Consider the following 12,020-nt stretch of genomic DNA (forward strand, 5'->3'; position numbering starts at 1 on the left):
TCGGCGGCACGGCGGGCGGCGGCCTCGTCGGCGGCGCGCTGGCGCGCCTCCTCGGCGGCACGGCGCGTTTCTTCCTCGGCGCGGCGGGCGTCGTCCTCGGCGCGGCGGGCCGCTTCCTCGGCGGCGCTGCGCACCATCAGGGCCTGGCGCTCACGCTCCTCGCGCTGGCGCTGGGCCTCAAGCTTGCGCTGCTCATCCAGCACGCGCTGCCGGATGGCCTGCTCGGCCTGGGTCAGCGGGCGGCCGGCGGGCTGCTGCGGGGCGGGCGCCGTGGTGCCGCGCGGCGGCGGCGCATTGCCGGACACCACGCGGGTGGAAGCGGCCGAAGGCGCCGGTGCGGCAGGCTTCGCGGGTGCCGCGGAGGGCACGACCGTGCGCTTCTTGAGAACCTCGACCTGCACCACCTTGCTGCGGCCATGGCTGAAGCTCTGCCGGACGCTGCCAGCAGCCTCCGTCTTGCCCAGCTCCAGCCGCCCACCGGGGCGAAGGCTGAGGCGGCTCTTGGCCGCATCCTGGTCGTTTTGATTGCTCATCCGTTGGTATTCGCCCGATCCGTACTGCCCGACCGCAGTCGGGGATTGCCCTAAACCTTTGGCACGCCCTTCGCAATGGCGCGCCTTGCATGACTGCCGCTCAATCCGCGGGCGTGATGCCCATCAGCCGCGACGCTTCCTGCCGGATCGCATCCGCCAGCCTGCCGGGTGCGACCGCGACGTGTACCGCCGCCTCGCGCCCGAAGGCCTGGCCCATGCGCTCCCTGGACAGAGCCACCACCACGGGGAGCTCCGCCCTTCCGACAAGCCGCGCGCGTTCCGCCACGCTGCCATCGGTGGCCTCCAGCAGCACGCCCACGCGCCCCGCCTGAAGCCATTCCTGAACCTTCTGGAAACCCGCCACCGCGGCGCCCGCACGACGGGCCATTCCCAGCAGATCCGCCACCCGCTCCGTCAGCAGCCACCGCAGGGTGGCGGGCAGTTCGGGCGGTATCTTCACCGAGGCCTTCGCGGCCCGGGCGAAACTTCCTTTCTTCAGGGCCAGTTCCAGCGCCGCGACATCGGCTTTCAGCCACATGCCACGGCCCGGAAGCCGGCCCGCGATATCGGGCACCACCGCCCCGTCGGGCCCCACCACGAAGCGGATCATCGCTTCCTTCGGCAGGGTCTCCCGCGTGGCGAGGCACCGCCGGAGCGGGCCCTTGCCTTCCGGCTCGGGCTCATCCGGCTCCGTATCGTCCGGGGGGTCAGCCTTCAGCGGCGGATTCCCCACCCTTGTCACCTTCACCCTCGAACCAATGCTCGCGCGCGGCCATGATCACGGCGTTGGCCGTGTCCTCGTCCATCGCGCCCTCGCCCAGGATCTCCACCAGCTCGTCCCCGGCCAGATCGGCCAGGTCGTCCAGGGTCTTGATCCCCTTCTCGCCCAGCGACACCAGCATGGCGGAGGTGAAGACATCGAACTCGGCGATCGCGTCCTCCACGCCCAGCTCGCGGCGCTTGGCATCGTTCTCGGCCTCGCGGCGCTCCAGCCATTCGCTGGCGCGGCGCTTCAGCTCGGCGGCGACGTTCTCGTCGAAACCCTCGATCGAAGCCAGCTCCTCGTCATCGACCGTCTGGATTTCCTCGATGGTCGTGAAGCCTTCCTGCACCAGCAGGCCGGCGATCACGTCATCCACGTCCAGCCCCTCGACGAACAGGCCGGTGCGCTTGCGGAAGTCTTCCTGGCGGCGCTCCGATTCCTCGGCCTCGGTCAGGATGTCGATATCGTAGCGCGTCAGCTGCGATGCAAGACGGACATTCTGGCCGCGGCGGCCGATGGCCAGGCTCAGCTGGTCGTCGGGCACCACCACTTCCACGCGGCGGTTCTCGTCGTCCAGCACCACCTTGCTGACCTCGGCCGGGGCCAGCGCGTTCACGATGAAGGTCGCGGGGTCCTGGCTCCAGGGGATGATGTCGATCTTCTCGCCCTGCAGCTCGGCCACCACCGCCTGCACGCGGCTGCCGCGCATACCCACGCAGGCGCCGACCGGGTCGATGCTGCTGTCGCGGCTGATCACCGCCATCTTGGCGCGGCTGCCGGGGTCGCGGGCCACGGCCTTGATCTCGATGATGCCATCGTAGATTTCCGGCACTTCCTGCGCGAACAGCTTGGCCAGGAAGCCAGGATGCGTGCGGGACAGGAAGATCTGCGGGCCGCGCGTTTCCTCGCGCACGTCATAGATATACGCCCGCACGCGGTCGCCGTTCTTGAAGCTCTCGCGCATGATGGTCTCGTCGCGGCGCAGCAGCGCCTCGGCGCGACCAAGATCGACCATCAGGTTGCCGTACTCGGTGCGCTTGACGACGCCGTTGATGACCTCGCCCACGCGGTCCTTGTATTCGTCGAACTGCTTCTTGCGCTCCACCTCACGCACGCGCTGCACGATCACCTGCTTGGCGGTCTGGGCGGCGATGCGGCCGAAGTCGATCGGCGGCAGCGGGTCGACGATGAACTCGCCCACCGTGATGCCGGGCTTGATCTTCTCGGCGATGCGCACGGGCATCTGGGTGGCTTCGTTCTCCACCGGCTCCTCGGCCACGACCTCGGTCCAGCGGGAGAGCTTCACCTCACCGTTGCGGCGGTCGATGGTGGCGCGGATGTCCTTTTCCAGGCCGTACTTGGCGCGACCGGCCTTGCCCATGGCCTGTTCCATCGCCTCGAGCACTTCCTCGCGCTCGATCATCTTCTCGCGCGCGACGGCATCGGCCACCAGCAGCAGCTCAGGGCGGGCGACGCTCACCTCAAGGGCCATAGTCAGTGTTCCTTCGCATGGTCCGCGCCAGGGCGCGCGGGCTTCTTTCCGCGCTTGGGCGCGGGTGAAACAGGAAGGCCGGCTGCCTCTTCGGCGGCCAGCTCGGCGATTTCGGCGGCCGCGGCGGGGCTCGCGGTGGCCGCGATCAGCGCATCGGTCAGCACCAGCTTGGCGCGGCGGATATTGCCGCGCGGCAGTTCCACATCCCCGCCCTCATCCAGGCGCAGGGTGGCGGAGTCTTCATTGGCGCTCAGGATGATGCCGCGGAAGCGGCGGCGGCCGTCCTGCGGCACGGCCAGGTCGGCGGTGGCGATATGGCCCACGAAGCGCACCCAATCCTTGGTGCGGGTCAACGGGCGGTCGATGCCGGGGGTCGAGACCTCCAGCATCCATTCGCCGCGAATCGGGTCATCGACATCCAGCACGGCGGAGACCTGGTGGCTGATCGTCTCGCAATCATCCACGGTCATGGTCTTGCCGTCGGCGCGGTCGGCCATGATCTGCACGACCGGGCGTTCCTTGCCGCTGACCTGCACGCGCACAAGCTCGTATCCCAGCGCCTCGATACCCGGGGCGATGCTGTCGGCGATACGGCCTTCAAGGCCGTCATGTTGTGGGCGTTCGGCAGGCAAGTGACTGATCCGGTTCGTGAACAACCATCCAAGCCCGAAACGGGCGGCTCCGTGGAGCCACCCCCATGCGGACCGCGATGGATGGAATGACCGCTATGTAGTCCTGCACGCTGTCACACGCAAGCGCGTTGGAATCAGCCCACAAACAACCGGGCGGCGAAGCCATCCAGGCCCATCCGGCGCAACTCCTGCGCCAGGGCCGGGTTCAGCAGGCCCACCGCCAGCCCTTCCCGCAATCGGTTATCCAGCGAAAACAACGGAATGCGCCGGGCCAGCGCATCGGCCACCACCCGCGCGTCCTTCGGGCCCACGCGGCGGCCGCAGCAGGCCTCGATCATCGGCGCCAGCACGTCGAAGACCAGGCGCTGGGCCGGCGACATGGCCCGCGCCAGGAACAGCTTGCCCTGGGCCAGCAGCGCGCCCTGCTGTTCCCACATGCGCCGGTGCAGCGCCACCGGCAGGCCGGGGCGATAGATTTCCGGCCCCACCCGCACCGGCCGGCCGCGCCGGTCGGGCTCCGTGCCCTTGTCGTCCACCGCCACGGAATGCAGGGACTCGTCGATGGTCTGCCCGCCGATCTGCAGCACCAGCCGCGGGTCCTGGAACAGGAAGTTGAACAGCGCGTCCGACCGCCCATCCAACAGGCGGTAACTCAGCACTTGGTTGTCGATGATCACCACGCGGGCTGCGGCGCCGGGCCGGAACAGCGGCAGGTCGGCGAACCAGTCGGGCGTGAAGCTGGCGGACATGCGCCGGAGCATGCCGGCCCCGGGGCGGCCCTGTCACGCCTGGCCGCAACACGAATGCGGGATCATGCGAAGCCCCTTCGCGCCGGGCGCGCCCTGGTTTACACAATGCGCAAACGTTGCACCGAGGAAATATCCATGCTTCGCCGCCGCCTGCTGCCGGCCTGCGCCGCCGTTCTCGCAGCCCCCTCCCTGGCGCTCGCCGCCTATCCCGACCGCGCCATCACCCTGCTGATCGGCTATGCCCCCGGTGGGCTGACGGATGTGATGGTGCGCCTCGTCGCCCAGCACCTGTCGCGGGAGCTGGGGCAGTCGGTGGTGGTGGAAAACCGTTCGGGCGCCGCCACCGCCCTGGCCAACACCGCCGTGGCCCAGGCTCGGCCGGATGGCCACACCCTGCTGATCGGCACCAACAGCCTGGCGATCAACGTGGCGCTGACGCCCGGCGCCACGCCCGCGAATCCGCTGACCGCGCTCGATCCGGTGGGCGAGGTCTATTACAGCCCCTTCGCCATGGCCGTGCGCCCCGGCCTGGGCGTGAACACCCTGCCGGAGTTTATCGACAAGGCGAAGCGCGCCCCCGACACCATCAACTACGGCAGTTCGGGCAGCGGCTCCGTCAACCATCTACTGACGGAGCTGCTGTTGCAGAAATCCGGCGCGAAGATGGTGCACATCCCCTATCGCGGCGCGGGGCCCGCCCTGCTGGAGCTTCAGGCCGGCCGGATCGACGGCTTCTATGCCACGCCGCTCGACATCCGTTCCCTGGTCGCGGAGGGCAAGGCGAAGCTGCTGGCGATCTCCGTCCCCACCCGCATCCCCAGCCTGCCGGAACTGCCCTCGGTAGCCGAATTCTATCCGGGCTGCGCGGGGGTGCTGTGGCAGGGCCTGTTCACACCGCCCGGCACGCCGCAACCCATCAAGGACCGGCTGTTCGGCGCCCTGCGCAAGGTGCTGGCCGATGCCGACCTGCGCCAACGGGTGGAAAGCCAGGGCGTGGTGCTGATGGACGGCGACGCCGCCGCCCTGCGCCAGCGCCTGGCCGATGAATTGCAGGTGTGGCCCGGCGTGATCCGCGAGGCGGGCATCACCGCGGGCTGATGCCCGTACATCAGGGGCTTCGCCCCCGACCCCCCACCGAGGGGCTCTGCCCCTCGGCTCCCCGCCAAAGGCCGAAAGGCCCTTGGAACCCAGGAGTTTGGCGCCTTACCTTGCCAGGCAGGGCGCCATTTTCATTATAAAAATCAATAAGAAAGCTGTTCCCAAGGTAGGGCGCCAAACTGCTCTAGGTCCAGGACCGAGCACGGTCCTGGCGGGGGTGTCGGGGGCGGAGCCCCTGACTGGGGGCCCGGGGGCGAAGCCCCGGAACACTCCCCGCCCGCCTTACTTCGCCACATGCCGGTTTCCCGGCCGCGGAATCCCCAGATTCTCCCGCAGTGTCGTCCCGGTGTATTCCGTGCGGAACAGTCCGCGCCGCCGCAGTTCCGGCACCACCTTGGCCGTGAAGGCTTCCAGGCAGGCGGGCAGCACGGGGAAGGTCAGCATGAAGCCGTCGCAGGCCCCGGCCTCGAACCAGGCCTGCATGTCGTCGGCGATGCTGGTGGGCGTGCCGCAGATCACCGCCTTGCTGCGGTTGTAGCGCATGGCGATCTCCCGCAGGGTCAGCCCCTGGCGGATCAGCCCCACGATCTCGGCGAAATAGGCCTGGTGGTGGTTGGAATGGGTGGGGATCCGGTGGTCCGGCACCGGCTCATCCAGCGGCAGGTCCGACAGGTCGGTCTCCAGATCCTGGCTCAGGCGCATGACGCCCACATCAGGGTGCAGCAGGGCCTGCCAGCCGGCCAGCATGGCCTCGGCCTCCTCCTTGCTGTCGCCCACCACGATAGTGACGCCGGCCAGGATCTTCAGCATGTCCGGCGTGCGGCCATACTTCGCCAGCCGGCCCTTCAGGTCCTTGTAGAACTCCACCGCGCCCTCGATGGTGGCCGAGGTGCCGAAGACCACCTCGGCCGTTTCGGCCGCGAAATCCTTGCCGGTGTCGGAGGCGCCGGCCTGCAGGATGACCGGGCGCCCCTGCGGTGTGCGGGCCAGGTTCAGCGCGCCGTGCACGCGGAAATGCGTGCCCTCATGCGCCACCGGGTGCTGCTTTTCGGGCAGGAAGTTCTGGCAGGTCTCGTGGTCGGTGATGAAGGCGTCGTCCTCCCACGTGTCCCACAGCTGGAAGGTGACATCGACGAATTCGCGGGCGCGGGCATAGCGCTCGGCATGGGGCGGCAGCTTGTCCTGGCCGAAATTCTTCGCGGCGTAGTCGTTGGCGGAGGTGACGACATTCCACGCCGCCCGCCCGCCGGTGATGTGGTCCAGCGCGCCGAACTGCCGGGCGAGGTTGTAGGGCTCATAGAAGCTGGTGGAGACGGTGCCCCCCAGCCCGATATGGCTGGTGGATCCCGCCAGCGCCGAGAGCAGCGTCAGCGGCTCCAGCACATTCATGAAGACGGGCGCGCGGGACCAGGCCTTCAGGTGGTCGGTGCGGGCGGCCGGGGTGTCGGCGATGAAGAACAGGTCGAGCTTCCCGTCCTCCGCGATGCGGGCGATGCGGCGGTACCAGTCGATATTGGTGCCGGCATCGTCCTGCGCGCCGGGGGCGAGCCAGGAGGCGAGGTGGGACCCGTTGGGCTGCACCAGCGTGGCCAGGACGAGTTGGGGCATGGGCGTCTCCTGAAGGCTTGGATCAGCCTAGGCCCCTTCACCTGACCTGTCATATCCGGCCCCGGCCGGAATCGCCGGGGCACGCGGCGGAAACTGCCCAATTCAGCGGCGGCGGCGCCGGGCCGTCACCACCACATTGCCCAGCAACACGGCCAGGCAGCCCAGCAGCAGCACAGCGCCCGCCAGGGGGGCGGCCCAGGGCGCCGGCGCGGCCCGGGCCAGCGCCCCCGCCAGCACACAACACACCAGCAGGGCCAGGGCGAGGTTGCCGTCATCGACGAACAGGCCCCAGATCTCCTCCAGAATGGCGCGCAGGGTGTTCATGCCCGGGCCTCCTTCCCCGCCGCCAGGCGGGTGCCCAGCAGCGCCACCAGCAGCACCGCGGCCACGATGGCCAGCAGCGCCAGGTCATGGCCCGGCCAGGCGATGCCCAGCCCCTCCCCGGTCCAGAAGATGCCGAAGGCGGAGATCAGCACGCCCACGGTGAATTTCAGGGTGTTCTCGGGCACCTGGGCCAGGGGCTTGTGCACCGCCAGCGCCACCACGGCGACCAGCACAGCGGCGGCCAGCGCGCCGATCGCGGCGGGCATGATCAGCGCCGGGCTGCCGGCGGCCACCGCCAGCACCAGGAAGGCGACCTCCACCCCCTCCAGCAGCACGGCCTTGAAGGCGGCGACGAAGGCGGCGGGGTCCATGCCCCAGCGCTCGCCGGCTCGGGCCAGGCGCAGGTTCGCGGTTTCGCTGCGGAAGATCGCGTCCTCGTCATGCAGGGGGATGATGCCGGCGCCGCGCAGCATGGCCTTGCGCAGCCAGCGCATGCCGAACAGCAGCAGCAGCAGGCCGACGAACAATTGCAGCGCCTGTTCCGGCAGCCGCGCCAGGGCGGGGCCGAGCGCCAGCACCAGCGCCGCCAGCGCCAGCAGCCCCACGGCCAGCCCCGCCAGGGCCGGGCGCCAGCCGCGCACGACCCCCACGGCCAGCAGGATGGTCGCGGCCTCCACGCATTCCACCAGGGAGGCGAGGAAGGCCGCCGAGACGGTGGGGGCGAGTTCGAACCAGTTCATCGGGGTTCTCCTGTTCAGCCGACATCGCGGCGGGTGCCGGCAAGGCCAGCGCGCAGCGCGTTGAGATGATCGAGCGTGTCCAGGGCGCGCGTGCCGTCCAGCGCGGCCAGGCCCAGCAGCAATGCCTCCAGCGCCACCAGCGTGGCGCCGTGCAGGGCCACGCGGCGGGCGCGGCCGCGCCGGACGGGCAGCACCACCTCCGCCTGGCGGGCCAGGGAACGGTCCAGGCTGTCCGTCACCAGCACCACCGGCAGGGCGAGGCGCCGGGCCTCGGCGAACAGGGCCGTCACCTCGCGGTAGGGCTGGCCATAGGCGAGCACCACCAGCGCGTCGCCCGGCCCCAGGTCCAGCAGCTGGTCGGCCAGCGCGATGCCGGAGGCATCCAGCACGCGCGCAGACCGCCCCGCCCGGCCCAGCAGCAGCGCGGCATAGCGCGCGAGCGGCCCGGAAGGCCCCATGCCGAAGACCAGGATGCGCCGGGCCGGGTGCAGCACGGCCACGGCATCGCGGATGGCGGCGCGGGCCTCGGGGGCGGCCAGCGCCTCCACCGCCTCGCGCTGGGTGTCGATGGCCAGGTCCACGGCGCGGCCGGCTTCCTCTCCGGCATCGGCCAGGGTCTGGCGCAGGGCCTCGGCGGGGGTGCCGGGCTCCAGCCCGGCGGCCAGCGCGCGCTTCAGCTCCGGCAGGCCGGAGAAGCCCAGCGCCTGCACGCTGCGCACCACCGTGGCGTCGGAGGTGCCGATGCGCGCGGCCAGTTCCATGGCGCTGCTGGCCAGGGTCAGGGCGCGGTTGTCCTGGATGAAGCGCGCGACCCGGCGGGCGGTGGGAGAGAGATGGGCGGCGGTGTCGCGCAGGCGCTCGGCGAGGAGGTCGGTCGGCATGAATGAGGCGTTTACTACCATAAATTTTATCTCGCAATGAATACTACATTCTCCACCCTTCGGGCTGCCCATTGACCTGCCCATGGGGCGCTGGCATCCGCGACAGCATCATGACCAGTGCCGGCCTTCTCGCCCGTCTCGACCAGATCACCCGCCGTTCCGAGGAGCTTCGCGCCCAGCTGGAAACCGCGCCGGGGGGTGGGATCGCGGCCATCTCCAAGGAACTCAGCGCGCTGGAGCCGGTGGTGCGGCGCATCCAGGCCTGGCGCGAGGCCAGCCGCGCGCGCGACGACGCCGCGGCCCTGCTGGCCGACCCCGAGATGAAGGAGCTGGCCGAGGCCGAGATCGCGGAGCTGGACGCCGCCCTGCCGGGCCTGGAGCGCGAGATGCGCCTGGCCCTGCTGCCGCGCGACAGCGCCGATGAACGCAGCGCCATCCTGGAAATCCGCCCCGCCGCCGGCGGCGATGAGGCGGGCATCTTCGCGGGCGAGCTGTTCCGCGCCTATCAGCGCTATGCCGAGGCCCATGGCTGGCGCTTCACCGTGCTGGACTATGACGAGAACGAGGTGGGCGGCGTGAAGGGCGCCACCGCCGAGATCGAGGGCGCGGGCGTGTTCGCCCGGCTGAAATTCGAATCGGGCGTGCATCGGGTGCAGCGCGTGCCCAGCACCGAGACCCAGGGCCGCATCCATACCTCGACCGTCACGGTGGCCGTGCTGCCGGAGGCCGAGGAGGTGGATGTGCAGATCAACGACAGCGACCTGCGCATCGACACCTATCGCGCCAGCGGCGCGGGCGGCCAGCACGTGAACAAGACCGACAGCGCCGTGCGCATCACCCACATCCCGACCGGGACCGTGGTGGCGATGCAGGAGGAGAAATCCCAGCACAAGAACCGCGCCAAGGCGATGAAGGTGCTGCGCGCCCGCATCTATGAGGCGCAGCGCCAGGCCCTGCACGGCGCCCGCGCTGCCGACCGCAAGGGCCAGGTGGGCACCGGCGACCGCAGCGAGCGCATCCGCACCTACAACTTCCCGCAGGGGCGCGTGACGGACCACCGCATCGGCCTGACCCTGCACAAGATCGACCGCATCATGCTGGGCGAGATGGACGACATCATCGAGGCGCTGATCGCCGAGGACGAGGCGGCCCGGCTGGCGGCGGAGGAATAATGACCTCTTGCGAGCCTGGCGAGACCGTCGGCGCCTGGCTGTGCCAGGCCGGCCAGGTGCTGCGCGCGGCCGCGATCGACACCCCCCGCATGGAGGCCCGCTGGATGCTGGCCGAGGCGATGGGCACCACCAGCGAAGCCCTGCTGCGCGAACCCCGCGCCCCCGTGCCGCCCGAGGCCGGTGCCCGCTTCACCGCCATGCTGGCCCGCCGCGCGAGGCGGGAGCCGCTGGCCTATATCCTGGGCCATGCCGGGTTCTGGGGGCTGGATTTCGCCGTCTCCCCCGCCACGCTGATCCCGCGCGCCGATTCGGAAACCCTGGTCGAGGCCGCGCTGGCCCATGCGCCCGGCGCCGCGCGGGTGCTGGACCTGGGTACCGGCACCGGCTGCCTGCTGCTGGCCGTGCTGTCCGAGATCCCCGCCGCCTGGGGCGTGGGCGTGGACCTGCGGCCCGGCGCGGCGGCGCTGGCCGCCCATAACGCCGCCCGGCTGGGGCTGGCCGGGCGCAGCGCCTTCCTGGCCGGGGAATGGGCGGCGGCGCTTAGCGGTTGCTTCGACCTGATCCTGTCCAACCCGCCCTATATCGAGGCCGCCGCCATCCCCGCCCTGATGCCCGAGGTCGCGGGCCATGAACCCCCCAGCGCCCTGGATGGCGGGGCGGACGGGCTGGATGCCTATCGCGCCCTGGCACCGCAGATCGCGCGCCTGCTGGCCCCCGGGGGCGTGGCCGTGCTGGAGCTGGGACAGGGCCAAGGGCCGGATGTTTCGGCCCTGATGGCGCGGGCCGGGCTTGAAACCCGGGAAATACGTCCCGATCTGGGGGAAATCCCCCGGGCCATGGTGGTTTCGCGCTGAACAGCGCTTGCCATCCGCCGCGGGGCACGCCAAACATGACACCGAAGCGCATGCCCCGAGGGTGCGGCGCGATTCCCCGGCTCTGACGCAGTACCCCTGGGACTTGGTTCCGGGGAGCACGTTGCGAGGGTCGCTCCTGATACGGAAGCACAGCGCGAAGCTATGAACATGAAACGCATGCGTGGTCGCGGCGGGTTCCGCCAGGGCGGAGGCGGTGGCGGCGGCGGCGGTGGTGGCGGCCAGTTCCGCCACCAGGGCGGCAGCGGCGGCGGGATCAACGCCAACGGCCAGCCGCCGATGAACCGGAACCACGTGTTCGACAGCAGCGGCCCCGATGTGCGCCTGCGCGGCACCGCCCAGCAGCTGTTCGAGAAGTATCTGCAGCTGGGCCGCGACGCGACCGGCGGCGGGGACCGCGTGACGGCCGAGGCCTATTTCCAGCATGCCGAGCATTACTTCCGCATCCTGGGCGCGATGAACGCCGCCCAGGCCGCGCAGCAGGCCCAGCAGCAGCAGCGCCGCCACCAGTCCGGTGAGCCGGAACAGCCCGAGCAGCAGGAACCGGAACCCACCGGCGAGGCCGAGACGATCCCGCCGCCGCGCCCGGTGGAGAACGAGAACCTCTCCGGCGATCTGGAGGCGGAACTCGCCGCCGAGATCAAGGAGAAGCGGGGCGAAAGCGCCGCCTGATCGCAGCGGGCGCCCGGGGCGCCCACTGTGGCCCTTTTGCGCGGGGCACGCGCACAAAAAAGGCGGCCCCAGGGCCGCCTTTCGCCGTTCTGCGGTATCGGCCGCTCAGCGCGGGCGGATCGTCTCGGTGCCGATCGCCTGGCTGCCGACCACCGTCCAGGTGCCGGTCATCTCGCCATCGGCCTTCAGCTCATACATGCCCATCGCCGTCTGCTCGCCCAGCTGGAACACCACGGCGAAGGTCAGGCCGCTGATCATGCCCATGCCCTCGATGGTGTTCTGCGCCACGCTCCAGGTCAGGCGGAAGGTGGTGGCCCCCACCTGCTGCAGCACCAGGCTGCCCGTGTATTCGCTGCCGTCGGGGTTGGTGCCCCGCACGTCATAGATGCCGCTGCGCTGGGCGGCGGCCGGGGAGATGCCCAGGCCCGCCAGCATCGGCAGGACGAGAAGGGCGGCGACGAGCAGGACACGGAGGCGGTTCATG

General features: G+C 70.5%; 14 protein-coding genes. 4 read left to right on the forward strand and 10 right to left on the reverse strand.

The genetic code is table 11. The annotated features are described in order from the left end of the window. The 5 genes from GT007_RS12940 to GT007_RS12960 all read right to left on the reverse strand — a co-directional run. The coding region (locus GT007_RS12940; RefSeq protein WP_201451910.1) for a translation initiation factor IF-2 associated domain-containing protein at positions 1 to 533 on the reverse strand (533 nt) is incomplete at its 3' end. Between the two features lie 100 nt (positions 534 to 633). Next, positions 634 to 1,266 carry an RNA-binding protein gene (locus GT007_RS12945; protein WP_236571651.1) on the reverse strand — a complete coding sequence of 211 codons (633 nt, stop codon included), beginning with the start codon at positions 1,264 to 1,266 and terminating at the stop codon, positions 634 to 636. Further along, positions 1,241 to 2,788 carry a transcription termination factor NusA gene (gene nusA, locus GT007_RS12950; RefSeq protein ID WP_160122041.1) on the reverse strand — a complete coding sequence of 516 codons (1,548 nt, stop codon included), beginning with the start codon at positions 2,786 to 2,788 and terminating at the stop codon, positions 1,241 to 1,243. Before nusA ends, GT007_RS12945 begins: the two co-directional genes overlap by 26 nt. 2 nt (positions 2,789 to 2,790) lie before the next feature. Further along, positions 2,791 to 3,429, reverse strand: coding sequence for a ribosome maturation factor RimP (rimP, locus tag GT007_RS12955; protein WP_408015549.1), 639 nt, complete (start codon positions 3,427 to 3,429; stop codon positions 2,791 to 2,793). Positions 3,430 to 3,554: 125 nt separating this feature from the next. After that, positions 3,555 to 4,169 carry a hypothetical protein gene (locus GT007_RS12960; RefSeq protein ID WP_160122043.1) on the reverse strand — a complete coding sequence of 205 codons (615 nt, stop codon included), beginning with the start codon at positions 4,167 to 4,169 and terminating at the stop codon, positions 3,555 to 3,557. 135 nt (positions 4,170 to 4,304) lie between these two features. On the opposite strand from GT007_RS12960, the gene GT007_RS12965 reads away from it, so the two are divergent. Next, positions 4,305 to 5,267 carry a Bug family tripartite tricarboxylate transporter substrate binding protein gene (locus GT007_RS12965; protein ID WP_160122044.1) on the forward strand — a complete coding sequence of 321 codons (963 nt, stop codon included), beginning with the start codon at positions 4,305 to 4,307 and terminating at the stop codon, positions 5,265 to 5,267. Positions 5,268 to 5,549: 282 nt separating this feature from the next. On the opposite strand, the gene GT007_RS12970 is transcribed toward GT007_RS12965, so the two are convergent. From GT007_RS12970 to GT007_RS12985, 4 genes are all read right to left on the reverse strand, one after another. Further along, on the reverse strand, positions 5,550 to 6,875 hold the full coding sequence (locus GT007_RS12970; protein ID WP_160122045.1) for an LLM class flavin-dependent oxidoreductase: 1,326 nt from the start codon (positions 6,873 to 6,875) through the stop codon (positions 5,550 to 5,552). Positions 6,876 to 6,977: 102 nt separating this feature from the next. Continuing rightward, entirely contained in the window at positions 6,978 to 7,199 is a 222-nt protein-coding gene (locus tag GT007_RS12975) for a hypothetical protein (RefSeq protein WP_160122046.1), read from the reverse strand. Continuing rightward, the gene (locus tag GT007_RS12980) at positions 7,196 to 7,939 is read right to left on the reverse strand and encodes a TMEM165/GDT1 family protein (protein ID WP_160122047.1); all 744 of its coding nucleotides are present in this window, start codon (positions 7,937 to 7,939) and stop codon (positions 7,196 to 7,198) included. The genes GT007_RS12975 and GT007_RS12980 overlap by 4 nt, the downstream gene beginning before the upstream one ends. Before the next feature lie 14 nt (positions 7,940 to 7,953). Then, entirely contained in the window at positions 7,954 to 8,820 is an 867-nt protein-coding gene (locus tag GT007_RS12985; RefSeq protein ID WP_160122048.1) for a MurR/RpiR family transcriptional regulator, read from the reverse strand. Between the two features lie 110 nt (positions 8,821 to 8,930). Here GT007_RS12985 and prfA point away from each other — a divergent pair, with 110 nt between their 5' ends. From prfA to GT007_RS13000, 3 genes are all read left to right on the forward strand, one after another. Then, positions 8,931 to 9,992, forward strand: coding sequence for a peptide chain release factor 1 (prfA, locus tag GT007_RS12990; protein WP_160122049.1), 1,062 nt, complete (start codon positions 8,931 to 8,933; stop codon positions 9,990 to 9,992). Beyond that, positions 9,992 to 10,846: a peptide chain release factor N(5)-glutamine methyltransferase gene (gene prmC / locus GT007_RS12995; RefSeq protein ID WP_160122050.1), complete on the forward strand. Its 855-nt coding sequence runs from the start codon at positions 9,992 to 9,994 to the stop codon at positions 10,844 to 10,846. Before prfA ends, prmC begins: the two co-directional genes overlap by 1 nt. Positions 10,847 to 11,008: 162 nt before the next feature. Further along, on the forward strand, positions 11,009 to 11,536 hold the full coding sequence (locus tag GT007_RS13000; protein ID WP_160122051.1) for a DUF4167 domain-containing protein: 528 nt from the start codon (positions 11,009 to 11,011) through the stop codon (positions 11,534 to 11,536). A 105-nt stretch (positions 11,537 to 11,641) separates the two neighbouring features. Here GT007_RS13000 and GT007_RS13005 read toward each other — a convergent pair whose 3' ends face one another. Then, on the reverse strand, positions 11,642 to 12,019 hold the full coding sequence (locus tag GT007_RS13005; protein ID WP_160122052.1) for a hypothetical protein: 378 nt from the start codon (positions 12,017 to 12,019) through the stop codon (positions 11,642 to 11,644). Position 12,020: the final 1 nt, after the last annotated feature.

This window comes from Rhodovarius lipocyclicus (assembly GCF_009900765.1).
Taxonomy (GTDB): Bacteria; Pseudomonadota; Alphaproteobacteria; order Acetobacterales; family Acetobacteraceae; genus Rhodovarius; species Rhodovarius lipocyclicus.